Source organism: Streptomyces sp. NPDC058796, assembly GCF_042745235.1.
GTDB lineage: Bacteria > Actinomycetota > Actinomycetes > Streptomycetales > Streptomycetaceae > Streptomyces.
Genome location: NZ_JBHYOP010000004.1, coordinates 145297 through 169643, shown reverse-complemented (window position 1 = coordinate 169643; position 24347 = coordinate 145297). Strand labels below are relative to the sequence as shown.

Sequence of the window (24347 nt, the reverse complement as noted above, 5' to 3'; positions counted from 1 at the left end):
CACGGTCACCGCCCATGTGAATCTGATCGAGCGCCCGGCCGATCCGGTCGGGCCCGATCACCACAGGAGTGAACCCACATGGGTATCAAGGACCAGTTCCAGGACAAGGCCGAGCGCATGCAGCAGCAGGGCAAGCAGCGTGCCGACCAGGCCAGGGAGCAGATGCCGAACCGCGACGACCGCGACCGCGACCGCCGCCGCGACGAGGACGAGATGGACCCCTCCTCGCGCCGCCGCCGCGACGAGGACGAGCGCTTCGAGAGCAGCTACGACGCCTGACGCGCTGCCGCTGAGCTGAAGGGGCGCCCCCCCGCCGGGAGGGCGCCCCTTTCGCGTGGCCCCGGTACCTCAGTTCCTGGGCGGCAGCGGCGGACGGGACCGGTCGGGCACGGCGTCGTAACCGGGCGGCGTGGCGGGCGGGTTGGTCTCCAGCAGCTCCAGCGCCAGGCGCACCGCCTCGTCCAGCACCGGGTAGCGGCCCTCGGCCCAGTCGAGCGGGGTGCGCAGCGCCTCGACGTCGGGGTCGACGCCGTAGTTCTCCACGGACCAGCCGTACGCGTCGAACCAGGCCGCGTTCATCGGCACCGTGATCACCGTGCCGTCGCCGAGGCGGTGCCGGCCGGTCATGCCGACCACACCGCCCCACGTGCGCTGCCCGACGACCGGACCGAGCCGCAGCAGCTTGAACGCGGCCGTGATCATGTCGCCGTCGGAGGACGTCGCCTCGTCCGCGACCGCCACGACCGGCCCGCGCGGGGCGTTGGAGGTGTACGACACCGGCTGGGCGTCGCGCGTCAGGTCCCAGCCCAGGATGGTGCGGGTCAGCTTCTCGATGACCAGCTCGCTGATGTGACCGCCCGCGTTGCCGCGCACGTCCACGATGAGGGCGGGCCGGGACACCTCCATGCGCAGGTCCCGGTTGAACTGCGCCCAGCCGGAGCCGCCCATGTCGGGGATGTGCAGGTAGCCGCAGCGCCCGCCGCTCAGCTCCCGCACCACCTCGCGCCGTTTGGCCACCCAGTCCTGGTAGCGCAGCGGGCGCTCGTCGATCAGCGGCACGACGGCGATCCGGCGGGACGGTCCCGGGGCGCCGACCGCTGGAACAGGGGGGCCCGTAGGGCCTTCCGCGGAAGGGCGGTGACGGGCGACGGGCTGGGCGAAGGTCAGCTCCACCGTCGTACCGCCCGCGCCCGCCAGCAGCGGATACGGTCCCGTCACCGGGTCGACCGGCCGGCCGTCCACATGGGTCAGCACCGCGCCCTCGCGGATGCCCGTGCCGGCCAGCGGGGAGCGGGCCTTGGAGTCGGAGGAGTCGCCGGGCAGGATGCGTTTGACCACCCAGTGCCCGTCCCGGCGCGCGAAGTTGGCGCCGAGCAGGCCCTGCCAGCGCTGGTAGTGCGCCGGGCCCTCGTTGCGGCGGGCGGCGGCGACGTAGGCGTGCGAGGTGCCGAGTTCGCCGAGCACCTCGCGCAGCAGGTCGGCGAACTCGTCGGGGGAGGCGACCCGTTCGATCAGCGGACGGTACTGGTCCAGCACCGCGTCCCAGTCGATGCCGCACATGCCGGGGTCCCAGAAGTAGGCGCGGATCAGCCGGCCTGCCTCGTCGTAGGCCTGGCGCCACTCGGCGGCCGGGTCGACCTCGTGCAGGATGCGGCGCAGGTCGATCCAGGTGGTCGAGTCGCTGTCGCCCGCCTCGGTGGCCGGTACGGCGCGCAGGTCGCCCTCGTCGAGCACGACCAGGCGGGTGCCGTCGCCGCTGACCCGGAACCAGTCCAGGTGGTCGACCAGTTCGGACTTCCTCGCCTTGGCGAGGTTGAAGTGCTCCAGGGTGGGCCGCTCGCTCGGGTCGGCCGGGTTGGCGAAGGTCTCGCCGAGCGCGCCCGAGATCGGCCAGCGCAGCCAGACCAGTCCGCCGCCCGCGACCGGGCACAGCGCCGAGTACTTGGAGGCGGTGACCGGGAACGGCGTCACCCGGGACTCCAGGCCCTCGACCTCGACGGTCACCGCGCCGCCCTCGCCGGGCTCGTCCTCCAGCGGGTCCAGGCCACCGGCGGCGGGGCGGCCCTCCGGATTCAGCGCGAAGGGGGAGGGGGTCGCGGACGACAGCGGGACGAGGTAGGGGCGGCAGCCCAGCGGGAAGGAGAGGTCGCCGGTGTGCACGTCGTACACCGGGTCGAAGCCGCGCCAGGAGAGGAAGGCGAGGTAGCGGCCGTCCCGGGTGAAGACGGGGTTCTCGTCCTCGAAGCGTCCGTCGGTGACGTCGACGACGAGCGGGCCCTCCTGCCCGTTCCCGCCGTCGTTCCTCCCGTCGATGCGGGCCATCCTGATCTGCCGCAGGGAGCGCCCGATGCCGGGGTGGGACCAGGTGAGCCAGCTCCCGTCCGGGGAGAAGGCGAGGTCGCGGACGGGGCCGTTGACGGAGCGGACCAGTTCGGTCACCCCGACGGGCCGGCCGACGGGAGCACCGGCGTCCGTCCCCTCCGTCTCCGCCGCCCCCACGAGCGCCTCGGCGGCCTCCGCGTCCTCCTCCGGCAGGTCGAGGAGCAGCAGCCGCCCGTCGTGCGAGGCGATGGCCAGCCGCTCGCCCGCCGGGTCCGAGACCAGCTCCAGCACCCGGCCCAGTTCTCCCGAGGCCAGCCGGCGCAGCGCGCGGGTGCCGGTCGCCCGCGGCAGGTGGCCGATCTCGACGGCGTCCTCGCCCTCCGCGTCCGTCACGTACGCGATCCGCCCGCTCGCCCCGAGCATCTCCGGCAGCCGGACCCGTACGCCCGGTGTGTCGGCGAGGGTGCGGGCCGGGCCGTCGCGGTGGGTGAGCCAGTACAGGCTGCCGCGTACGACGACGGCGCTCGCGCGGCCCGTCTCGTCGACGGAGACGCCGCCGACGTGCTGGGCGGCGGGCACCTGGTACCTGCGCCGTCCCGCGCGCGGGCCGCTCAGCCGGATGTCGAGCCGGCGCGGTCGGGAACCCGGCGACAGGTCCTCGACGATCCACAGGTCGCCCGCGCACTGGTACACCACGCGGCTGCCGTCGCTCGCCGCGTGCCGGGCGTAGCAGGCGTCGTGGTCGGTGTGGCGGCGCAGGTCGGTGCCGTCGTGGGCGCAGGAGTAGAGGTTGCCGACGCCCTCGTGGTCGGAGAGGAAGGCGATCCGGCCACCGACGAACACGGGGGAGTGCAGATGCCCCTGGAGGTCGGGCAGGAGCCGTTCGCCGTGCAGCCAGAGCCGGCCCGTGGCGCCGCCCCGGTAGCGCTTCCAGGAGGCCGGTTCGTGCGGCGGGGTGCCGGTGAGCAGGAGGGTTCTGCGCTCGCCGTCGAGGTCGGCGGCCTGGATGTCGGTGACCGGGCCCCAGGGCAGCTTGCGGCCGGGGTCGCCGTCGGGGGTGATCTTGTAGGCCCAGGTGAGGTGGGAGAAGGGCTCGCCGTGCGAGGCGACGGCGAGGATCGCGGTGGTGCCGTCGGGGTCGGGGGGCGACCAGCCGCAGACCCGGGTGTCGAGGCCGCCCCAGTGGGTGAGCTGCCGCCCGGGACCGCCGTCCACCGGCACGAGGTGGACTTCCGGCACCAGGCTCCGCCAGCTGGTGTACGCGATGTGGCGGCCGTCGGGGGAGAAGCGGGGATGGCCGGTCTTGGTGCGGTCGACGGTGAGCCGCCAGGCGCGGCCCGGGCCGTCGAGGGACGCGAGCCAGAGGTCGTCCTCGGCCACGAAGCACAGCTGGTCGCCGCTGAGGTGCGGAAGGCGCAGATAACTCACCCACCCCATGCTTTGCCGCTGACCGTGGACCGGCAACTTATGGGTAACCGACAAGCGTGACCCACACCACGAACGAAACAGTTTCGTTTCGCTAGGGGTGGGGGTACCTTGGTCCTGTACGAAACGGTGTCGTTCCTGAGCGGAGCGGCCGGAGAAGGAGAGGAGTGAGCGAGATGACGGAGGCCGCCACCGCGCGCCGCAGTCGGATCACTCCCGAGCGCGAGGCCGAGCTGTACGAGGCCGTGCTCGACCTGCTCCGGGAAGTCGGCTACGACGCCCTCACCATGGACGCCGTGGCCGCCCGCACCCGGTCCAGCAAGGCGACGCTCTACCGCCAGTGGGGCGGCAAGCCCGAGCTGGTCGTCAAGGCCATCCGGCACAACAAGCCCGGCGAGATCGGTGACGTCGACACCGGCTCGCTCCGCGGCGACCTGCACGCCCTGATGGCCCGCGAGGACGACTGCACCATGGCGCAGAACTCCGCGCTGATGCGCGGCGTCGCCATGGCGCTGCACCAGAACCCGGACCTGCGCCAGGCCTTCCGGGACCAGCTCATCGAACCGGAGATGGCGGAGTTCCGGCGCGTGCTGCAACGCGCCGTCGACCGGGGCGAGATCAGACCGGACTGCCCGGCGCTGGACTTCCTCGTGCACATGATGGTCGGCGGGTTCGCCACCCGCACGCTGCTCGACGACCAGCCGCCGACCCGGGCCTTCCTCACCTCGTACATCGACGCCGTGATCCTCCCCGCCCTCGGCGTCGGCACCACGTCCTGACCAGATTCCCCACCTGAGCCCCACCTGACGTCACCGCTCACGTCGTCGTCGGGCTGATCCGTCCTGCCCTGAAGACCCACGACCTGACCGGGAGTACGCCCCCGTGGCCACGTTCCTCTACAAACTCGGCCGGCTCGCCTTCCGCCGACGGCACTTCGTCGCCCTGATATGGGTGGCCCTGCTGACGCTCGCCGGCGTCGGCGCGGCCAGTGCCCCGCCCGCCGGCACCACCTCCTTCTCCATCCCCGGCACCGAGGCCCAGAAGGCCTTCGACCTGCTGGAGGAGCGCTTCCCCGGTGCCGCCGCCGACGGGGCGACCGCCCGCGTCGTCTTCAAGGCGCCGGACGGCGAGAAGATGACGGACCCCGACAACAAGGCGGCCGTCGAGAAGACCGTCGCCGACCTCGCCGACGGCTCCGAGGTCGCCTCGGTCGCCGACCCGTACCGGGGGAACGGGGTCAGCCAGGACGGGACGATCGCCTACGCCTCGGTGAAGTACGACGTCTCCGGCATGGAGCTGGAGGACACCACCAAGGACGCCCTCAAGGACGCCGCCCAGCGGGCGCGCGACGCCGGGCTGACCGTGGAGGTCGGCGGGGACGCGCTGCAGGCCGTCCCGCACACCGGCGCCACGGAGATCATCGGCATCGCGGTCGCCGCCGTCGTCCTGGTCATCACCTTCGGCTCGCTGGTCGCGGCCGGACTGCCCCTGCTCACGGCCCTGATCGGCGTCGGCATCGGCGTCTCCTCGATCACCGCCCTGGCCAGCGCCCTGGAACTGGGCTCCACCACCTCCATCCTGGCGATGATGATCGGCCTGGCGGTCGGCATCGACTACGCCCTGTTCATCGTCTCCCGCTACCGCGCGGAACTCGCCGAGGGCCGCGAGCGCGAGGAGGCCGCCGGCCGGGCCGTCGGCACCGCCGGCTCGGCGGTCGTCTTCGCCGGCCTGACCGTCGTCATCGCCCTGGTCGGCCTCGCGGTCGTCAACATCCCGATGCTCACCAAGATGGGCATCGCGGCCGCCGGCACCGTCGCCATCGCGGTCGTGATCGCCCTGACCATGGTCCCCGCGCTGCTCGGCTACGCCGGCCGCCGGGTCAAGCCGGCCGGCGCGAAGGGCAAGCTCCTGGGCCGCGGCCGCAAGAGCGCCGACCAGGGTGCCGAGAAGACCGAGGGCGCTCAGCCCAAGGCCAACCTCGGCACCCGATGGGCGCGCTTCGTCGTCCGCCGTCCGCTGGCCGTACTCCTGCTGGGCGTCGTCGGCCTCGGCGCGGCGGCCGTCCCCGCGGCCTCCCTGGAACTGGGCCTGCCCGACGACGGCTCCCAGCCGACGTCCACGACCCAGCGCCGCGCCTACGACCTGCTCTCCGAGGGCTTCGGCCCCGGCTTCAACGGCCCGCTGATGGTCGTCGTGGACGCCAAGGGCAGCAATGCGCCGCAGCAGGTGTTCACCGACGTCTCCGACGAGATCAAGGGCCTGAATGACGTCGTGGCGGTGACCCCGCCCCAGCCCAACAAGGGCGGCGACACCGCGACGATCACCGTGATCCCGGACTCCAAGCCGTCCTCCGTCGCGACCGAGGACCTGGTGCACGCCATCCGCGACGCGGGCGGCGACATAAAGGCCGACACCGGCGCGGAGACCCTGGTCACCGGCTCGACGGCGATGAACATCGACGTCAGCCAGAAGCTCAACGACGCGCTCCTGCCCTACCTGGTCCTGGTCGTCGGCCTGGCCTTCCTCCTGCTGATCGTGGTCTTCCGCTCGATCCTGGTGCCGCTGAAGGCGGCCCTCGGCTTCCTGCTGTCCGTCATGGCGGCGCTCGGCGCGGTCGTCGCGGTCTTCCAGTGGGGCTGGCTGTCCGGCCTGATGGGCGTCGAGGAGACCGGCCCGGTCATGTCGATGATGCCGATCTTCATGGTCGGCGTGGTCTTCGGCCTCGCGATGGACTACGAGGTCTTCCTGGTCACCCGCATGCGGGAGGCTTACGTCCACGGTGAGAAGCCCAGCCAGGCCGTCGTCACCGGCTTCAAGCACGGCGCCCGGGTCGTCACGGCCGCGGCGGTCATCATGATGGCGGTCTTCGCCGGCTTCATCGGCTCCAGCGAGTCGATGGTCAAGATGATCGGCTTCGGCCTCGCGATCGCCGTCCTCTTCGACGCGTTCGTCGTCCGCATGGCCATCGTCCCGGCCGTCCTCGCCCTGCTCGGCAAGAAGGCCTGGTGGCTGCCGAAGTGGCTGGACCGGGCTCTGCCCAACGTGGACGTCGAGGGCGAGGGCCTGCGCACCCTCGGCGACGACGACCAGGACGAGGACCGGGAACTGGTGCGCACCACCTGACCCGCCACCTCTGAACACCTCTGTCAGGAGGACGACAGACCAGCCGGTGAGGGCTCCGTGGGGACGGGGCTGCCCTCACCGGCTTCCTCCTTCCCGGGCGACCCGCACGCCCCGTAACCGGGTCGCCTGCGAACTACACGTACCGCTACGGTGCCGCCATGACGACCACCGACGACACCTCCGGCACCTCCGCCGTCCACCCCCGCTTCGCCGAGGCGCTGCACGCGCTCGGCCTCGGGGACCTGACCGCCGAGGTCCGCCGCTTCCCGGAGGCCACCCGCACCGCCGCCGAGGCCGCCGCCGCGATCGGGTGCGAGCTGAGCCAGATCTGCAAATCGCTGATCTTCGCCGCCGACGGGGTGCCCGTGCTGGTCCTCATGGACGGCGCCTCCCGTGTCGACGTGGAGCGGGTCCGCGAGGAACTCGGCGCCCAGAAGGTGACGCGGGCCAAGGCCGACGTCGTACGGGAGACGACCGGGTACGCCATCGGGGGCGTGCCGCCCTTCGGGCACCGGGAGCGGACCCGGGTGCTCGCCGACCGTTCCCTGCTCGCCCACGAGGTCGTCTGGGCCGCCGCCGGCACCCCGTACTCCGTCTTCCCGATGGAGCCCAAGGAGCTCGTCGCCACCGCCGGCGCCACCCTCGTGGACGTGCGCGAGCGCTCCGAGTGACGCCGCTGGTCACCGAAGCCGTCCTGCTCGCCGCCGTCACGCACGCCGCCTGGAACGCCATCGCCCACCGGATCACCGACAAGCTGACCGGCTTCGCGCTGATCTCCGGCGGCGGCATGCTCATCGGGCTGGCGCTGCTGCCGTTCACGGCGTTCCCGGAGGCCGGCGCGTGGCCGTACCTGCTCCTCTCCGCCGCGATCCACATCGCGTACTACGCGCTGCTCATGCGGTCCTTCCGGCTCGGCGACTTCGGGCAGGCGTACCCGATCGCCCGCGGCAGCGCGCCGCTGCTGGTGACCGTCCTCGCCGCCGTCTTCGCCCACGAGGTGCCCGACGGCTGGGCCGCGGCCGGCATCGTGGTGTCCTGCGCGGGCCTGACCGGCGTGGCCCTGTGGGGGCTGCGCGGGCGCCTGCCCGACTGGGCGGCGATCGGCGCGGCCCTGGCGACCGGCGCGACCATCGCCGTGTACACGGTCGTCGACGGGCTCGGCGTACGCGCCTCCGGGTCCTCCCTCGGCTACATCGCCTGGCTGATGGCCGTGCAGGGCACGGTCCTCCCGGCGTACTTCCTGTGCCGCCACCGCGCCGGGGCCTGGCCGCTGCTGCGCCCGCACGTGCGGCTCGGGCTGCTCGGCGCGGTGCTGTCGGTCGCCGCGTACGCGCTGGTCCTGTGGGCGCAGACCCGCGCGGAGCTCGCCCCGATCGCCGCCCTGCGCGAGTCGTCGATCCTGGTCGGCGCCGCGATAGGCGCCCTCCTCTTCAAGGAGCGGTTCGGCGCGCCCCGGATCGCGGCGGCGGGCCTGCTCGTCGTCGGGATCGGGCTGATGCTGCACACGGGATGAGCGGTGTCAGCCGCGGGGACCGGGCGGACGGATGATGCGTGCGGCGCCCGCGAGGAGCACTCTGGAAGGAGGACTTCCGGAGGTGATCGTCATGATGCACACCGCAGTGGGATGGCATGTCGAGCTGGAGTTCATGGAGGACGACCAGCACACGCGGGCGGTCGCGATGGTGCGGCTCCCCGACGGCACCGAGGTCCGCGCGCACGGCCACGCCAGCCGCCACCGCGTGGACGCCCAGCAGCCGAGGGTCGGCGAAGAGGTCGCCGGTGCACGCGCGTTGAACGAGCTGGCGATGCAACTGCTCACCAAGGCGCACGACGAGATCGACGCCGCGTCGGGCAGGACGTCCCACCCGATCCACGTGTGACACCGGGCCGGAGCGGGCCGGGCGGGACCGTCAGCCGTCCGTGCCGAGCGACGTCCGCACCGCCCGCACCAGCGCCTGCGCCCGCGGGTCCGCCGTCACGGTCTTGCGGAAGCCGTTGGTGACGTAGCCGAAGGCGACGCCGGTCTCCGGGTCGGCGAAGCCGAGGGCGCCGCCGCGGCCCGGGTGGCCGAAGGAGCCGGGGGACAGGAACGGCGACGCGCTGCCGTGCAGCATGTAGCCGAGGCCGAAGCGGGTGCCGACGACCAGGACGCGGTCGGGGCCCGACGACTCCTCGGCGCGGGCCAGTTCCGTCGTCGCGGGGTCGAACAGCCGCGCCCGCCGGGTCACGTCGTCGACCTCGCCGATCAGCGCCGCGTAGAAGCGGGCCAGAGCGTCCGCCGTCGCGATGCCGTTGGTCGCCGGGAGGGCAGCCGCACGGTACGCGGGGTCGTTCTGGTCGGGGAACGGGGTGACGGCGGCGAAGGCGCGGCGGGTGAGGGAGCCCGGGTCCGTGTAGGCCTCGGTGACGGCGCGCTTGGGGCGCAGGCGCGGGCCGCTCCCCGACGGTTCGGCCTCGTCGAGGCGCCCGACCCGGCCCGCACGGCCCGCCGCCTCCTCCGCGCCCGGCAGGCCCAGCCACAGGTCCAGGCCCAGCGGGCGGGCGATCTCGTCCGCGAGCCACTCACCGGTGCTCCGCCCGCCCGTCACCCTGCGCACCAGCTCGTCGAGGAGCCAGCCGTAGGTGAGCGCGTGGTAGCCGTGGTCGGTGCCCGGCTCCCAGACGGGTGCCTGCGCGGCGACCGCCTCGGGGCCCCGCAGCGGGTCCAGGGCCTGGGCAGGGGTGAGCGGGTGATCGAGGACCGGCAGGCCCGCCCGGTGGTTCAGGACGTGCCGGACCAGTACGCGTTCCTTGCCGTGCGCCTTGAACTCGGGCCAGTACGCCGCCACCGGCGCGTCCAGGTCCAGCTGCCCGCGCTGGTGCAGCAGCAGCGGTACGGCGGCGGCGACGCCCTTCGTCGCCGAGCGCACCACCTGCGCGGTGCCCCGGCGCCACGGTTCCGTGCCGTCGACGTCCCTGGTGCCGCCCCACAGGTCGACGACCTTGCGCCCGTCCCGGTAGACGGCGACCGCCGCGCCCCGGTCCCCGAGTGCCGCGAAGTTCCGTGCGAACGCGTCCCTGACCGGCTCGAACCCCTCAGCCACCGTGCCCCGCACGTCCACGTCCGCGCTCACTTCTCCACCCGTCCCTTCGGATCGCCTGCGACAGTGGGTGCAACCGTCGCCGGGCGCCTGCGATTCCTCGCCCGCGCCGCCGGTAGTACCGGTGCCCGCGGAGCGCGGAGGGCTGATCTCACATGTGATATCCGGCCCGAAGGGCGTGAGGCGGGAAATGTGGGACATTGGACAGGGGTGGGGCGCACAGCTTTCGCACAGGTCACAGAGCGCAAGGGGCGATCCGATGTCGGTGGTCGAACAGCACGCACGAGCCCACATCCTGACCGACGCGGACCTCCCGGACTGGGACGACGGCGGGACGATACCCGTCGTACTGCGCTACGACCCCGACCACGACCCGCGGTCGGTGTGCGTGGCCCTGCCCGCACGGGGGCGGACTCCCGCCTCCCGCGAATGGACCTTCCCCCGTGCCCTGCTGGAGCAGGGGCTGCGCGCGCCCACCGGGACCGGCGACGTGCGGGTGTGGCCGTGCGGGCGGGTGCAGGCCGTGATCGAGTTCCACTCCCCGCAGGGCTGTTCGGTGGTGCAGTTCGAGACCAAGGCCGTCATGCGGTTCCTGCGCCGTACCTATACGGCGGTCGCGCAGCCGGTGGCCCACTGATCCACCGGCGCCTCGCCTCCGAGGGGCCGGTTCAGCCCGCGTTCTTCAGCAGCGCCGCGACGATCGGTCCCGCGCTCTCGCTGCCGTGGCCGCCCTGCTGGACGACGCCCGCCGCGGCCAGGTCGCCCTTGTACGCGGTGAACCAGCCGTTGGGCTTCTCCTGGTTGTCGACCTCCGCCGAGCCGGTCTTCGCCCCGGCGTCACCGCCCACCCCGGCCATGGGCTCCGCCGCGGTACCGGCGGCCGCCGTGTAGGACATCATCTCGCGCAGCTGCGCCAGCGTGGACGCCGACATGGTGCGGGAGGCGGTGGCGAGTTCGCGCCCGTCGGCCGACGGGGGGACCAGGTACGGCTGGTGGAAGGAGCCGGACTTCACGGTCGCCGCCACGGACGCCATGTTCAGCGGGTTCATCCGCACCCCGCCCTGACCGATGAGGGAGGCGGCCATCGGGGCGGCGCTCTGCACGGGCACCGAGCCGTCGAAGGTGGGTACGCCGACGGACCAGTTGTTCATGGACAGGCCGAACACCTCCTTCGCCTGCCTGGTCAGGTCGTCGTTCTTCAGCTCGGGGGCCTGGCTGATGAAGGCGGTGTTGCAGGAGCGGGCGAAGCTCGCCTTGAAGGTGCCGTCCTTGATCTCGAACTCGTCGTCGTTCTGGAACTTCCAGCCGCCGTAGCTGAAGTACTTCGGGCACGGGTGCTTCTCGTCCATCGACGCCAGGTTCTTCTCGATCAGCAACGAGGCGGTGACGACCTTCATCGTGGAGCCGGGCGCCAGCGAGCCCTGGAAGGCGGTGTTGAAACCGTGGCCGCCGTTGGCGACGGCGAGGATCTCGCCCGTGGAGGCGCGCATCAGCACCACCGACGCCCGCGCCTTGCCGGACACCTGCTGCTCGGCGGCGGCCTGCAGCGCCGGGTCCAAGGTGGTCTTCACGGTGCCGGGCGTGCCCTCGCTCAGCTCCAGCAGGGTCTTGTCGGAGGCCTTGGCCGCCTTGGACTCCTTGCCGCGGACCACGCGCAGTTCGATGCCCGGGGTGCCGCCGGCCTTCTCGCCGTACTTCTCGCGCAGGCCGTCCAGGACGGTGCCGAGCGAGGGGTACTCCGCGGCGGTGAGCTTTCCGCCGTCCCGGTCCAGCGCCTCGACCGGCGGGTCCCCGGCCTCGCCGGTGACCAGCTTGTCGCCGTCCTTCAGCTCCGGGTGGACGACGGCGGCGTGCCAGTCGACCAGGGGCCGGCCGTCGCCGGGGCCGCGTACGACGGTCAGCGCGCTGTCGTACGTCAGCGGCCTGCTCGTCTCCTCGTGGACGACGGTGGCCTTCACGGAGAACGGGACCTTGTCCCCGGCGGGGGTGCCCGGGGTGAGGGTGACGCCCTTGACGCGGGCGTCCTTGGTGTAGCCGGTGAGCAGCGCCTTCGCGGCCTCGGCGTCGTCGGTGGCGGCGGCCGCCCCGGCGACGTCGCCGTTCTGCCAGGCGGTCAGGAACCGCTGGGCCGTGGCGGTGACCTCGGCCGCCGTCAGCGGGCCGGACTTCACCTTCTCCCCGGCCGCCGCGGACGTGGTCCGCCCGCCGTCCTCGCCGCCGTACATGGCGTAGGCGCCGAATCCGGCGCCGGCCACGACCACGGCGGCGACACTGCCGATCACGGCGGGTCTCGTACTGCGCCGCTCGGCGGCGGCCCTTCTGCTGCCCACTGCGTCCCGTTCCTTCGCGCTGCCCTGTCGGTGGTCCCCGCCGTCGGTGACGCGCTGCCGCGCGCCCGCCCCGACGGCGACCACCCTAGGGCGTCCGGGCGGGTCCTACCGGCCGGGTTCAGCCACCGGCGCGCAGCACGTCCGCGACGATCGGGCCGGCCGCGTCACCGCCGTGGCCGGCTCCCTCGGCCATGGCCGCCGCCGCGAGGTCGTCGCGGAAGCCGGTGAACCAGCTGTCGGACGTGGTCTGCCCGTCGACCTCCGCCGACCCCGTCTTGGCGCCGATGTCGCCGCCGAGCCCGGACATGGCCGCGGCGCCGGTGCCCTGCGTGGCGGTGAGCCGCATCATCTGCTTGAGCTGGTCGGCGGTGCTCCGCGGCAGGCCCTTGGCGGTGGCCAGCTGCCGCCCGTCCAGGTCGGGGGAGACCAGGTACGGCTGGCGGAACTCGCCGGTGATGGCGGTCGCCGTCACCGACGCCATGTTCAGGGGGTTCATCTGGACCTTGCCCTGACCGATGGCGTTGGCCGCGCGGTCCGGGCCGCTCACGGCGGGGACGCTGCCGTCGAAGGAGACGATGCCGGTCTGCCAGTCGTCCCGGCCCAGCCCGAAGCGCTCCTCGGCCTCCGTCGTCAGCGAGGCGTCGGTGACCTCGTCGATGAGCTTGATGAAGCCCGTGTTGCAGGAGCGCATGAAGGTGTTGGCGAGCGTGGCGCCCTCGTTGGGCTCCATGCCGGTGAGGTTCTTGAAGGTCTGGCCCTTCCAGATCGCCGTGTCCGGGCAGGGCGCCGGTCCGTTCATCGAGGTCACGCCGTTGTCGATGAGCATCGCCGCGGTGATGATCTTCATGGTGGAGCCGGGGGCGACCCGCCCCTGGAACGCCGCGTTGAAGCCGTCCGCCCGGTTGTTGGCCACGGCCAGCACCTCGCCGGTGCTCGGCTTGACCGCGACCACGGACGACTCGCCGAACCGCTTCACGGCCTTCTCGGCCGCCGCCTGGACGCTCGCGCTGAGCGTCGTCTCCAGCTTGCCGGGCTCGCCCTCGGCGAGGGTCAGCAGCGGAGTGTCGGGGGAGTCGGCGGCCGTGTGCCGCACCACCAGCTCGACACCGGGGGTGCCGCCCGCCTTGGCGCCGTACTTCTCCCGCAGGGTGGCCAGCACCGGACCGAGCGAGGGGTACTTCTCCTTGGTCAGCACGGTGCCGTTGCGGCCGACCGCCTGGATCTGCGGGGTCTCCGACTCCGCGGTGACCAGGGTGTCGCCGTCCTTCAGCCGCGGATGGACGACGGACGGCTTCCAGTCCACCAGCGCCCGCCCGGTGGTCTCCCCGCGCACCACCGTCAGCTCGCTCTGGTACGACAGCGGCTTGGTCACCCCCTCGTACGACACCTTCGCCTTCACCGTGAACGGCACGCTGGTGCCGGTCGCCGTGCCGGGCGTGACGTCCACGTCGGTGATGTGTGCCGCCTCGCCGTACGCCGTGAGCAGCGTCCCTGCCGCCGAGGCGTTGTTCGTGTACGACGCCGCCGTCGTCGCGTCGCCCTTCTCCCAGGCCGTGAAGAACTTCTCGGTCGTCTCCCCGACCTCGTCACCGTCGGGCGGCCCGCTCTTCTTCGCGGTACCGGCGCTCCCCGAGCCGCCCCCGCCGTCCAGCGCCGACACGATGTTGTAGGCGCCGTACCCGGCCCCGCCCACCATCACGGCGAACACGCCGCCTATGACGGCGACCTTCACCCCCCTGCCCATCGGCAGTCCCCTCCCAAATCCCCGTCAGACCTTCCACCCGCATTATTGAACGCGTTCAGAAGCAGTTGTGGGTTGCACTCTATGCGCAGGGGGAGCCCAGCGGTACGGATGTTTCCGTTTGGTGGCCCAAAGGAGACCCGTGAGGACGGGACGGTCGAGTGAGCCGTCTTTGAGCGCCCCCTTCGCACGGCGGCGGCCCGGGGAGTGCCGCGGGACGACAGGCAGCGGCCCCGGCTAGACCCACGTGTCCAGCCACATCCGCGCGCGCCAGTCCTCCATCGGGATCGCCGTGCCCGTGTAGATGGGCCAGAAGTAGATGAAGTTCCAGGCGATCAGCAGCACCAGCACGCCCGCGCCCGTCGCCCCCGCGACCCGCCGGGCGTCACCGCAGCCCGGCCGGCCGATGATCGCCCCCAGCAGCATCGCCACCGCCAGGCACAGGAACGGTACGAAGACGACCGCGTAGAAGACGAAGATCGTGCGCTCCTGGTACAGGAACCACGGCAGATAGCCGGCCGCGACGCCGCAGGCGACGGCGCCCGCCCGCCAGTCCCGGCGGAAGACCCAGCGCCACAGCACGTACAGCAGCGCGAAGCAGCCCAGCCACCACAGCAGCGGCGTGCCCAGCGCCAGCACCTCGCGGGCGCACTTCTCGCCCGCGTCGGCCGGGCAGCCGTCCGAGCCCGGTGAGGGCGACTCGTAGAAGTAGGAGACCGGGCGGCCCATCACGACCCAGCTCCACGGATTGGACTGGTACGTGTGCGGCGACGTCAGGTGGGTGTGGAACTCCAGCACCTGCGTCTCGTAGTGCCACAGGCTGCGCCACCAGTCCGGGAAGAGCCACGACCAGGAGCTGTTCTCGCCGTCGGTCGCCGCCCAGTCGCGGTAGTAGCCCCCGGTGCCGCCGGACGGGGAGAGGATCCAGCCCAGCCAGGACAGCAGGTAGGTGCCGAGCGCCACCGGCACGGTCGACAGGAACGCCCAGCCCAGGTCGTACCTGAGGACCGACAGGTGCGGCCGGTGGGCGCCCGCGACCCGGCGGGTGCCGACGTCCCACAGCACGGCCATCACGCAGAACGCGGCCATGATGTAGAGGCCGTTCCACTTGGTGGCCGCGGCCAGACCCAGCATCAGCCCCGCCGCCAGCCGCCACGGCCGCCACCCGAACCGGAACGTCTCCGCGAGGCCCGCGTCCGGGCGGACCCGGCCGTCGGCGTCCACGGGCAGCGCGGCGGCGAGTCTCCCGCGGGCCCAGTCGCGGTCGGCGACCAGGCACCCGAAGGCCGCCAGCACGAAGAACATCAGCACGCTGTCCAGCAGCGCGGTGCGGCTCATCACGAAGTGCAGCCCGTCCACCGCCATCAGCGCGCCCGCCAGGCACCCGAGGAAGGTCGAGCGGAACAGGCGCCGGCCGATCCGGCACAGCAGCAGCACCGAGAGGGTGCCGAGCAGCGCCGTCATGAAGCGCCAGCCGAACGGGTCGAAGCCGAACAGCAGCTCGCCGAGACCGATGACGTACTTGCCGACCGGCGGATGCACGACGTACGCCGCGTCCGCGGGGATCGGGACGTCGCCGCCGGAGTTCAGGATCAGGTCGTTGGCGTTCTTGTCCCAGTTGACCTCGAAACCGCGGTGGATCAGCGCCCACGCGTCCTTGGCGTAGTACGTCTCGTCGAATATCACCGCCTTCGGGCTGCCCAGGTTCCAGAACCGCAGCACCCCCGCGAACAGCGCCACCAGCAGCGGCCCGCCCCACGCCGACCAGCGCACGAACCGCTCGGCGCGCGTCTTCGACAGCCCGAGGAAGACCCACAGACGCGGCCCCGGACGCGTGTACGGGGGCACCAGCCGGTCGCGGACGTCGTCGGCCGCGGGCGGTGCCGGGTAGCCGAAGCGGCGCAGCCGCTGCTGCCAGGCCGGCCGCTGCTCGTGCGGGGCCTGGTCCTGCCGGGTGTCCGTGGAGGACGCGGTACTGGTCACCGCGCCATCGTAGGGAACCGTGCTGTGCACGTCCCGCGCATGCCCCGGACCGGTCCCGACGCGTTGCTGGGAGGATGGGGACGTGACTGGAACCCTTGTACTGGCGGGCACCCCCATCGGCGACGTGCGCGACGCGCCGCCCCGGCTCGCCGAGGAACTGGCCGGAGCCGACGTCGTCGCCGCCGAGGACACCCGGCGGCTGCGCCGGCTCACCCAGGCGCTCGGCGTCACCCCGCGCGGGCGTGTCGTGTCGTACTTCGAGGGCAACGAGTCCGCCCGCACCCCGGAGCTGGTCGAGGAGCTGGCGGGCGGCGCGCGCGTGCTGCTGGTGACCGACGCCGGGATGCCGTCCGTGTCCGACCCCGGCTACCGGCTGGTCGCCGCCGCCGTCGAGCGGGACGTCCGGGTCACCGCCGTGCCCGGTCCGTCCGCCGTGCTCACCGCGCTCGCCCTGTCCGGGCTGCCCGTCGACCGGTTCTGCTTCGAGGGCTTCCTGCCCCGCAAGGCCGGCGAACGGCGCGCGCGGCTGCGCGAGGCCGCCGCGGAACGCCGGACCCTCGTGTACTTCGAGGCCCCGCACCGCCTCGACGACACGCTCGCCGACATGGCCGAGGCGTTCGGCGAGGGACGGCGGGCCGCCGTCTGCCGGGAGCTGACCAAGACCTACGAGGAGGTCAGGCGCGGCGCGCTGGGCGAGCTGGCCGCGTGGGCCGCCGAAGGGGTGCGCGGCGAGATCACCGTCGTCGTCGAGGGCGCCCCGGACCTGGGCCCCGAGGAGGTCGACGCGGCGGAACTGGTGCGCCGGGTCCGCGTGCGCGAGGAGGCGGGGGAGCGGCGCAAGGAGGCCATCGCGGCGGTCGCCGCGCAGGCGGGCCTGCCCAAGCGCGAGGTGTTCGACGCGGTGGTGGCGGCGAAGAACGCGGGGGCGTGATCCGGCCGCGCTTGACCCGGCCCTGACCTTGCGGGCACTTCCGTCAAGGGCAGCCCAAATCGGCTCAAACACTCGGCACTGCCTGGTGCTTTCCGGCTGGTGGAGGAGTCCACTGGTGGCAGGAAGGCGAACGGACCGAAGGAGCCGGGATGAGCACGAACGAGAGCGCGGCACGGACCGGAACAGCCTCCGGAGCCACTGACGTCGTCCACGAGTCCTACTCGTTCGCCTGCATGCGCTGCGGGCACGGCTGGGAGCAGTCGTTCGAGATCGAGCACCACAGGGACGCCGAGGGCCACGAGTTCGTGCTCTACGTCGCCGACGGCCGCGTCGTGCCTTCCCCGCTGACCCGGCCGACCTGCGCCAACTGCGACAACCACGTCGTGCGGATCATGCGGCCGGGGCGGGTCGCCTCGGTGCGCGGCGTCTCCCACGGCTTCCACCGGGTGCCGCCCGCCGGGCCCCTGGAGGTGCCCCAGGTGCCGGCCGGCCAGGTGGTGCCCGAGGCGCCGGGGCCGGGCGCGCCGGGCCTGACCGCCGGACGCGGGCACCGGCACCTGAGCGGCCTCCTGCACTCCCTGCACCTCCACCGCAGGGCGAGCTGACCCCACCGGGACCCGGCCGGGGCTTTCGTAGGATCGGAGGCATGCCTTCGAACGCCTCCGGCCGCACCGACAAGAACGACGCGCCGCCGCTGCCCGAGCCCCTGCGGGTCCCGGTCGCCGACTCCCACACCCACCTCGACATGCAGTCGGGCACGGTGGCGGAAGGCCTCGCCAAGGCCGCGTCGGCCGGCGTCACGACCGTCGTCCAGGTCGGCTGCGACCTCGCCGGCTCCCGCTGGGCGGCCGAGACGGCGGCGGCCCACGACGCCGTCCACGCCACGGTCGCCCTGCACCCCAACGAGGCGCCGCGCATCGTCCACGGCGATCCCGACGGCTGGTCGCGGCAGGGAGCGCGCGGGCCCGGCGGGGACGCCGCGCTCGACGAGGCGCTCGCCGAGATCGACCGGCTGGCGGCACTTCCGCAGGTCAAGGGCGTCGGAGAGACGGGACTGGACTACTTCCGCACCGGCCCCGAGGGCAAGGAGGCGCAGGAGCGGTCCTTCCGCGCCCACATCGAGATCGCCAAGCGGCACGGCAAGACCCTGGTCATCCACGACCGCGACGCCCACGCCGACGTCCTGCGCGTCCTCAAGGAGGAGGGCGCCCCCGAGCGCACCGTCTTCCACTGCTACTCCGGCGACGCGGAGATGGCCGAGGTCTGCGCGAGCGCCGGCTACTACATGTCCTTCGCCGGGAACGTCACCTTCAAGAACGCCCAGAACCTCCGCGACGCCCTCGCCGTCGCCCCGGCGGGCCTGGTCCTCGTGGAGACCGACGCGCCGTTCCTGACGCCGGTGCCCTACCGGGGCCGGCCGAACGCCCCCTACCTGATCCCGGTCACGGTGCGTGCCATGGCCGCCGTGCGGGGCGTCGACGAGGACACGCTGGCGACCGCGCTGGCCGCGAACACCGCGCGCGCCTTCGGGTACTGAGGCGGGGCGCACCCGTTCGCCACGCTGAGTACCCGTCCGGCTTTGGAGAGTGACGAACGCTCCGCTAGGTTCTGGGAGCCCGATCCGGACCCCTGGAGCGTGTCGGCGTGAGCGGAACGCAGTTCAAGACCTACGAGACCGGGGCGCCGTACGACGTCCACAGCGCGCCGACCCTGCCGTACGGCGACGCCTACCGTCCCCCGCTGCCCCGGCAGGGCACCCGCCCGGTGCCGGTGCCCGCCCCCGCCCCCGACGGCGGCCGGGCCGCACGCCGGCGCCGGGAACGCCGGCCCGCACCCGCCGACGGCTCCCTGCGCCGCCTGGTGCCGCGCGCCCTGGTCGTGGCGTTCCTCGCGGGCGGCACCACCGCCTTCGTCGCCAAGGACAAGGCGGTCGAGCTGACCGTCGACGGCACCCCGCGCACGCTGCACACCTTCGCCGACGACGTCACCGAACTGCTCGCCGAGGAAGGCGTCCACGTGGGCGCCCACGACGTGATCACACCCGCCCCCGGCACCGGCCTGACCAGCGGCGAGGAGGTCACCGTCCGCCACGGACGCCCCGTCCTGCTCACCCTCGACGGCCGCCGCCGCCAGGTGTGGACGACCGCGGAGACGGTGGAGGGGGCGCTGCGGGAACTCGGCGTACGCACCCAGGGCGCGTACCTGTCCGCCCCCGCCTCCCGGCGCATCGGACGCGAGGGACTCGCCCTGGACGTGCGCACCGAGCGCGTGGTGACCGTCATGGCGGACGGCCGGGCCCGCACCGTCCGCACCAACGCCGCCACCGTGCGCGAGGCCGTCGAGCAGGCCGGGTTCACACTGCGCGGCGAGGACACCACCTCGGTCCCGGGCACCGGCTTCCCCCGCGACGGGCAGACCGTCACCGTGCTGCGGATCACCGGCTCCCAGGAGGTCCGCGAGGACCCGGTCCCCTTCGCCGAGCGACGGACCGAGGACCCGACCCTCTACCGGGGCACCGAGGTCGTCCAGCAGGCCGGACGGCCCGGCCTGCGGCGGACCACCTACGCCCTGCGCACCGTCAACGGGGTCCGGCAGAAACCGCGCGAGCTGCGCACCGAGCTGGTGCGCGCACCCCGCCCGCAGATCGTCCGGGTCGGCACCCGCGCCCGTCCCGCGTCCGTTCGGGGCGCCGACCACCTGAACTGGCAGGCCCTCGCCGCCTGCGAGTCGGGCGGCCGCCCGCACGCCGTCGACCCCTCGGGGACGTACGGGGGCCTCTACCAGTTCGACGCCGACACGTGGCACAGCCTCGGCGGCGAGGGGCGCCCCGAGGAGGCGACGCCCGCCGAGCAGACGTACCGGGCGAAGAAGCTGTACGTGCGCAGCGGCAGCAGCCCGTGGCCGCACTGCGGGGCCCGCCTGCAGGACTGACCGTCCCCGGGCAGCCCCCGCCGCTCGGGGCGGACGGCCCCCCTCCCGCCCCCGGCTACCCTTGCGGGGTGAGCAGCCCCACCCCCGACGCCCTCCTGGGTCCCGCCGACGTCCGCGAACTCGCGGCGGCCCTCGGTGTGCGCCCCACCAAGCAGCGCGGCCAGAACTTCGTCATCGACGCGAACACGGTCCGCCGTATCGTCCGCACCGCCGAGGTACGCCCCGACGACGTGGTGGTCGAGGTGGGACCGGGTCTCGGCTCGCTCACCCTGGCCCTGCTGGAGGCGGCCGACCGGGTCACCGCCGTCGAGATCGACGACGTCCTGGCCGCCGCCCTGCCCGCCACCGTCGCCGCCCGCATGCCCGAGCGCGCCGACCGGTTCGCGCTCGTCCACTCCGACGCCATGCAGGTGACCGAGCTGCCGGGCCCCGCGCCCACCGCGCTGGTCGCGAACCTGCCGTACAACGTGGCCGTGCCCGTCCTCCTCCACATGCTGGAGACCTTCCCGGGCATCGAGCGGACCCTCGTCATGGTCCAGGCGGAGGTCGCCGACCGTCTCGCCGCCGGACCCGGCTCGAAGGTGTACGGCGTCCCCTCCGTGAAGGCCAACTGGTACGCCGAGGTCAAGCGGGCCGGCTCCATCGGCCGCAACGTCTTCTGGCCCGCGCCGAACGTCGACAGCGGCCTGGTGTCACTCGTCCGGCGGACCGAGCCGCTGAAGACCACCGCGTCCCGGCGCGAGGTGTTCGCCGTCGTCGACGCCGCGTTCGCCCAGCGCCGCAAGACGCTGCGGGCCGCCCTCTCCGGATGGGCGGGGTCCGCAGCCGCCGCCGAGGCCGCCCTCGTCGCCGCGGGCGTGTCGCCGCAGGCGCGCGGAGAGGCGCTGACCGTGGAAGAGTTCGCGCGTATCGCCGAACACAAGGAGTGACGAGCAAGTGAGCGTGACGGTCCGCGTCCCCGCCAAGGTCAACGTCCAGCTCGCGGTAGGCGCCGCCCGCCCCGACGGCTTCCACGACCTGGCCAACGTCTTCCTCGCGGTCTCCCTGTACGACGAGGTCACCGCCACCCCCGCCGGTGAACTCCGCGTCACCTGCGAGGGCCCGGACGCCGGCCAGGTCCCCCTGGACCGCACCAACCTGGCGGCCCGCGCGGCACTCGCCCTCGCCGAGCGGTACGGCCGCGCCCCCGACGTCCACCTGCACATCGCCAAGGACATCCCGGTCGCCGGCGGCATGGCGGGCGGCAGCGCGGACTGCGCGGGTGCCCTGGTCGCCTGCGACGCCCTGTGGGGCACCGGCGCCTCGCGCGACGAGCTGCTGGAGATCTGCGCCGAGCTGGGCAGCGACGTGCCGTTCAGCCTGGTCGGCGGGGCGGCGCTGGGCACCGGGCGGGGAGAGAAGCTGGCGGAGCTGGAGGTCGGCGGCGACTTCCACTGGGTGTTCGCACTGGCCGCGCGGGGGCTGTCGACCCCGGCCGTCTTCCGCGAGTTCGACCGGCTGGGGGAGGGCCTGGACATTCCGGAGCCGGTCGCCGACCAGGCGGTCGTCGACGCCCTGGCCAAGGGCGACCCGGCCGCGCTCGCCGTGGCCGTCTCCAACGACCTCCAGCCGGCCGCGCTCTCCCTCTTCCCGGAACTGGGCGACACCCTCGCGGCAGGGCGGGCGGCGGGGGCGCTGGCGGCCATCGTCTCGGGCTCGGGGCCGACGACGGCCTTCCTCGCCCCCGACGCCGGGTCGGCCTCCGACATTGCGGGCGTGCTGCGGGCGTCGGGGACGTGCCGGGACGTGCGGACCGCGGTGGGGGCGGCGGCGGGGGCGACGGTGGTCTGAGAGTCAGAGGTTGTCGATGGCAGTCAGGTCGATGTCGATGACGTAGGGCTTTTCGACCTTGATCTGGTCACGGTGCATGCCCATGTGCACATAAGCCTTGGTCATCGGGTCGAGTTCGTAGACATGGATGACCGGCCTGCCGTCCGTACCGCCCTGCTCGACGCGCCAGAAGTTCGGGATGCCGGCGGCAGCGTACTTCTGGGGTTTGGTCGTGCGGTCGCGGGACTCGGAGTCCGGGGAGACGACCTCGACGGCAAGGAGAACGTCTTCAGCCAGGTAGCTCGTCTGGGTCGGCCCGGTGACCGCCTCGGCACGGACGATGCTCACGTCGGGCTCCGGACCGTTGCGCCGGTCGAGGATGGTGGTCATCTCCCGGCTGACCTTGAACTCGGCGGGCAATCCTGCGCGCAGCCCCCAGACCAGCAGGTCGATCACATTCGCGTGGAAACGGCGCTGCGGACTCACGAAAACCAGACTCCCGTCGATCAGCTCGGTGTGCGGCGGGAGATTCGGCAGCGTGAACAGGTCGTCCACGGTGTATCCGGCCGGCGGCGGCACCGGCCACGAGACGTGGTGCTCTACGGACTCGGCGGTCATGGTTCCTCCCATGGACGGGATCCTGCTGCCTGCTCCCCACCGTAGCCGGACGGTCCGACACACGTCACCACAAAGAGTGACCACCCCCGCCCGCGTCCCCCCACCCCCCGGAGGGCCTACGCTTGAAGGCTGATCGATCCCCCAGGCAGGAGAGAAATGGCCGTCAACCTGGTCAATGTCGAGAACGTCAGCAAGGTGTACGGCACCCGTGCACTCCTCGACGGCGTGTCCCTCGGCGTCTCCGAAGGGGACCGCATCGGTGTCGTCGGCCGCAACGGCGACGGCAAGACGACCATGATCCGGATGCTGGCCAGGCTGGAGGAGCCCGACACCGGACGCGTCACCCACTCCGGCGGACTGCGCCTCGGCGTGCTCACCCAGCACGACTCGCTGGACCCCGAGGCGACCGTCCGCCACGAGGTCATCGGCGACATGGCCGACCACGAGTGGGCGGGCGACGCCAAGGTCCGCGACGTGCTGACCGGGCTGTTCGGCGGGCTGGACATGCCGGGGTTCCCGCAGGGGCTGGACACCGTCATCGGTCCGCTCTCCGGTGGTGAGCGGCGCCGGATCGCGCTGGCCAAGCTGCTCATCGAGGAACAGGACCTGATCGTCCTCGACGAGCCCACCAACCACCTCGACGTCGAGGGCATCGCCTGGCTCGCCAAGCACCTGCGCGAGCGGCGCTCGGCACTCGTGTGCGTGACGCACGACCGGTGGTTCCTGGACCAGGTCTGCACCCGCATGTGGGACGTGCAGCGCGGCGACGTCTACGAGTACGAGGGCGGCTACTCCGACTACGTCTTCGCCCGCGCCGAACGCGAGCGCATCGCCGCCACCGAGGAGACCAAGCGGCAGAACCTCGTCCGCAAGGAGCTGGCCTGGCTGCGGCGCGGGGCGCCCGCCCGCACCTCCAAGCCGCGCTTCCGCGTCGAGGCCGCCAACGAGCTGATCGCCGACGTGCCGCCGCCCCGGGACAGCAGCGAGCTGATGAAGTTCGCCTCGTCGCGGCTCGGCAAGACCGTGTTCGACCTGGAGGACGTGACCGTCCAGGCCGGTCCCAAGGTGCTGCTCAAGCACGTCACCTGGCAGCTCGGCCCCGGCGACCGCATCGGCCTGGTCGGTGTCAACGGCGCCGGCAAGACGTCCCTGCTGCGGGCCATGGCCCAGGCCGCCCGCAGCGAGGGCGAGGAGCAGCCGGCGGGCGGGCAGGTGCGCGTCGGCAAGACCGTCAAGCTGGCGTACCTCTCCCAGGAGGTCGCCGAGCTGGACCCGACCTGGCGGGTGCTGGAGGCCGTGCAGCGCGTGCGCGAGCGCGTCGACCTGGGCAAGGGCCGGGAGATGACCGCCGGGCAGCTGTGCGAGACCTTCGGCTTCGGCAAGGAGAAGCAGTGGACGCCGGTCGGGGACCTCTCCGGCGGTGAGCGGCGGCGGCTGCAGCTGCTGCGGCTCCTCATGGACGAGCCCAACGTCCTCTTCCTCGACGAGCCCACCAACGACCTCGACATCGAGACCCTGACCCAGCTCGAGGACGTCCTCGACGGCTGGCCCGGGTCGATGATCGTCATCTCCCACGACCGCTTCTTCATCGAGCGGACCACCGACCGGGTCTTCGCCCTCCTCGGCGACGGCGCCCTGCGGATGCTGCCGCGCGGCATCGACGAGTACCTGGAGCGCCGGAAGCGGATGGAGGAGGCCGCCGCGTCGAGCGCTCCGGCCGTGGCGGCCAAGCCCGCCGCCGCCGTGCCCGAGAAGAGCGCCGCCGACGTGCGCGCCGCGAAGAAGGAGCTCCAGAAGATCGAGCGGCAGCTGGACAAGGTCTCCGAGAAGGAGACCAAGCTGCACGCACGGATCGCCGAGAACGCCACCGACTTCGCGAAGGTGGCCGAACTCGACGCCGAGCTGCGGGAACTGGCCGGTCAGCGCGAGGAGCTGGAAATGCGCTGGCTGGAACTCGCCGAGGACGCCTGACGCCCTGCGCGCAGGGGGCGCGCGTGGCGTGAAGAGGGCGTGAAGGCGCGTAACAGAGGCATCACGGGCCGGTCCTCCCTTGG

At 73.0% G+C, this 24347-nt stretch carries 20 protein-coding genes; 14 read left to right on the top strand and 6 right to left on the bottom strand.

Translation table 11 applies throughout. The features are described 5' to 3' along the window. Window positions 1–78: 78 nt before the first annotated feature. Complete coding sequence (locus tag ACFW47_RS12600) at window positions 79–279, top strand: hypothetical protein (RefSeq protein ID WP_100045047.1); 201 nt, start codon at window positions 79–81, stop codon at window positions 277–279. Window positions 280–348: 69 nt separating this feature from the next. On the opposite strand, the gene ACFW47_RS12595 is transcribed toward ACFW47_RS12600, so the two are convergent. After that, window positions 349–3759 carry a S41 family peptidase gene (locus tag ACFW47_RS12595; RefSeq protein WP_386305765.1) on the bottom strand — a complete coding sequence of 1137 codons (3411 nt, stop codon included), beginning with the start codon at window positions 3757–3759 and terminating at the stop codon, window positions 349–351. Window positions 3760–3923: 164 nt separating this feature from the next. Here ACFW47_RS12595 and ACFW47_RS12590 point away from each other — a divergent pair, with 164 nt between their 5' ends. The 5 genes from ACFW47_RS12590 (at window position 3924) to ACFW47_RS12570 (ending at window position 8750) form a co-directional block, all read left to right on the top strand. Beyond that, entirely contained in the window at window positions 3924–4526 is a 603-nt protein-coding gene (locus tag ACFW47_RS12590) for a TetR/AcrR family transcriptional regulator (protein ID WP_386281261.1), read from the top strand. A 103-nt stretch (window positions 4527–4629) separates the two neighbouring features. Beyond that, on the top strand, window positions 4630–6870 hold the full coding sequence (locus ACFW47_RS12585) for an MMPL family transporter (protein WP_386305763.1): 2241 nt from the start codon (window positions 4630–4632) through the stop codon (window positions 6868–6870). Between the two features lie 158 nt (window positions 6871–7028). Next, window positions 7029–7541: a YbaK/EbsC family protein gene (locus ACFW47_RS12580; protein WP_386281033.1), complete on the top strand. Its 513-nt coding sequence runs from the start codon at window positions 7029–7031 to the stop codon at window positions 7539–7541. Beyond that, the gene (locus tag ACFW47_RS12575; RefSeq protein WP_386305762.1) at window positions 7538–8383 is read left to right on the top strand and encodes an EamA family transporter; all 846 of its coding nucleotides are present in this window, start codon (window positions 7538–7540) and stop codon (window positions 8381–8383) included. The genes ACFW47_RS12580 and ACFW47_RS12575 overlap by 4 nt, the downstream gene beginning before the upstream one ends. Window positions 8384–8474: 91 nt before the next feature. Next, entirely contained in the window at window positions 8475–8750 is a 276-nt protein-coding gene (locus tag ACFW47_RS12570) for a DUF1876 domain-containing protein (RefSeq protein ID WP_073729796.1), read from the top strand. A 30-nt stretch (window positions 8751–8780) separates the two neighbouring features. Here ACFW47_RS12570 and ACFW47_RS12565 read toward each other — a convergent pair whose 3' ends face one another. Further along, window positions 8781–9971: a serine hydrolase domain-containing protein gene (locus ACFW47_RS12565; protein WP_386281264.1), complete on the bottom strand. Its 1191-nt coding sequence runs from the start codon at window positions 9969–9971 to the stop codon at window positions 8781–8783. 238 nt (window positions 9972–10209) lie between these two features. Here ACFW47_RS12565 and ACFW47_RS12560 point away from each other — a divergent pair, with 238 nt between their 5' ends. Then, on the top strand, window positions 10210–10587 hold the full coding sequence (locus ACFW47_RS12560) for an SsgA family sporulation/cell division regulator (protein WP_386281038.1): 378 nt from the start codon (window positions 10210–10212) through the stop codon (window positions 10585–10587). Between the two features lie 31 nt (window positions 10588–10618). Here the strand turns inward: ACFW47_RS12560 and ACFW47_RS12555 are convergent, their stop codons facing one another. From ACFW47_RS12555 to ACFW47_RS12545, 3 genes are all read right to left on the bottom strand, one after another. After that, complete coding sequence (locus ACFW47_RS12555; RefSeq protein ID WP_386305760.1) at window positions 10619–12280, bottom strand: penicillin-binding transpeptidase domain-containing protein; 1662 nt, start codon at window positions 12278–12280, stop codon at window positions 10619–10621. A 118-nt stretch (window positions 12281–12398) separates the two neighbouring features. Then, window positions 12399–14024: a penicillin-binding transpeptidase domain-containing protein gene (locus ACFW47_RS12550; protein WP_386305759.1), complete on the bottom strand. Its 1626-nt coding sequence runs from the start codon at window positions 14022–14024 to the stop codon at window positions 12399–12401. A gap of 234 nt (window positions 14025–14258) precedes the next feature. Further along, window positions 14259–16004 (bottom strand): dolichyl-phosphate-mannose--protein mannosyltransferase, encoded by a 1746-nt coding sequence (locus ACFW47_RS12545; protein WP_386281044.1) that lies wholly within the window; start codon window positions 16002–16004, stop codon window positions 14259–14261. A gap of 82 nt (window positions 16005–16086) precedes the next feature. Between ACFW47_RS12545 and rsmI the strand changes: the two genes are divergently transcribed. The 6 genes from rsmI (at window position 16087) to ACFW47_RS12515 (ending at window position 21696) form a co-directional block, all read left to right on the top strand. Next, on the top strand, window positions 16087–16935 hold the full coding sequence (rsmI, locus tag ACFW47_RS12540; protein WP_386281046.1) for a 16S rRNA (cytidine(1402)-2'-O)-methyltransferase: 849 nt from the start codon (window positions 16087–16089) through the stop codon (window positions 16933–16935). Between the two features lie 149 nt (window positions 16936–17084). Further along, window positions 17085–17540: a hypothetical protein gene (locus ACFW47_RS12535; protein ID WP_386281049.1), complete on the top strand. Its 456-nt coding sequence runs from the start codon at window positions 17085–17087 to the stop codon at window positions 17538–17540. 41 nt (window positions 17541–17581) lie between these two features. Further along, window positions 17582–18472, top strand: a complete 891-nt coding sequence (locus tag ACFW47_RS12530; RefSeq protein WP_386305758.1) for a TatD family hydrolase — start codon at window positions 17582–17584, stop codon at window positions 18470–18472. A gap of 107 nt (window positions 18473–18579) precedes the next feature. After that, window positions 18580–19866 (top strand): ubiquitin-like domain-containing protein, encoded by a 1287-nt coding sequence (locus ACFW47_RS12525; protein ID WP_386281056.1) that lies wholly within the window; start codon window positions 18580–18582, stop codon window positions 19864–19866. 68 nt (window positions 19867–19934) lie between these two features. Continuing rightward, entirely contained in the window at window positions 19935–20795 is an 861-nt protein-coding gene (gene rsmA, locus ACFW47_RS12520; RefSeq protein WP_386305756.1) for a 16S rRNA (adenine(1518)-N(6)/adenine(1519)-N(6))-dimethyltransferase RsmA, read from the top strand. 7 nt (window positions 20796–20802) lie between these two features. Further along, on the top strand, window positions 20803–21696 hold the full coding sequence (locus ACFW47_RS12515) for a 4-(cytidine 5'-diphospho)-2-C-methyl-D-erythritol kinase (protein ID WP_386305754.1): 894 nt from the start codon (window positions 20803–20805) through the stop codon (window positions 21694–21696). 3 nt (window positions 21697–21699) lie between these two features. Here ACFW47_RS12515 and ACFW47_RS12510 read toward each other — a convergent pair whose 3' ends face one another. Further along, window positions 21700–22293, bottom strand: a complete 594-nt coding sequence (locus ACFW47_RS12510; RefSeq protein ID WP_386281062.1) for a Uma2 family endonuclease — start codon at window positions 22291–22293, stop codon at window positions 21700–21702. A gap of 156 nt (window positions 22294–22449) precedes the next feature. Here ACFW47_RS12510 and ACFW47_RS12505 point away from each other — a divergent pair, with 156 nt between their 5' ends. Continuing rightward, window positions 22450–24264, top strand: a complete 1815-nt coding sequence (locus ACFW47_RS12505; RefSeq protein ID WP_386305753.1) for an ABC-F family ATP-binding cassette domain-containing protein — start codon at window positions 22450–22452, stop codon at window positions 24262–24264. Window positions 24265–24347: the final 83 nt, after the last annotated feature.

Excerpts from the sequence above, each read along its gene's own strand:
- ACFW47_RS12600 (WP_100045047.1), top strand. The coding sequence starts at position 79 with ATGGGTATCAAGGACCAGTTCCAGGACAAGGCCGAGCGCATGCAGCAG.
- ACFW47_RS12595 (WP_386305765.1), bottom strand. The coding sequence starts at position 3,759 with ATGGGGTGGGTGAGTTATCTGCGCCTTCCGCACCTCAGCGGCGACCAG.
- ACFW47_RS12590 (WP_386281261.1), top strand. The coding sequence starts at position 3,924 with ATGACGGAGGCCGCCACCGCGCGCCGCAGTCGGATCACTCCCGAGCGC.
- ACFW47_RS12580 (WP_386281033.1), top strand. The coding sequence starts at position 7,029 with ATGACGACCACCGACGACACCTCCGGCACCTCCGCCGTCCACCCCCGC.
- ACFW47_RS12570 (WP_073729796.1), top strand. The coding sequence starts at position 8,475 with ATGATGCACACCGCAGTGGGATGGCATGTCGAGCTGGAGTTCATGGAG.
- ACFW47_RS12560 (WP_386281038.1), top strand. The coding sequence starts at position 10,210 with ATGTCGGTGGTCGAACAGCACGCACGAGCCCACATCCTGACCGACGCG.
- ACFW47_RS12550 (WP_386305759.1), bottom strand. The coding sequence starts at position 14,024 with ATGGGCAGGGGGGTGAAGGTCGCCGTCATAGGCGGCGTGTTCGCCGTG.
- ACFW47_RS12535 (WP_386281049.1), top strand. The coding sequence starts at position 17,085 with ATGAGCACGAACGAGAGCGCGGCACGGACCGGAACAGCCTCCGGAGCC.
- ACFW47_RS12530 (WP_386305758.1), top strand. The coding sequence starts at position 17,582 with ATGCCTTCGAACGCCTCCGGCCGCACCGACAAGAACGACGCGCCGCCG.
- ACFW47_RS12510 (WP_386281062.1), bottom strand. The coding sequence starts at position 22,293 with ATGACCGCCGAGTCCGTAGAGCACCACGTCTCGTGGCCGGTGCCGCCG.
- ACFW47_RS12505 (WP_386305753.1), top strand. The coding sequence starts at position 22,450 with ATGGCCGTCAACCTGGTCAATGTCGAGAACGTCAGCAAGGTGTACGGC.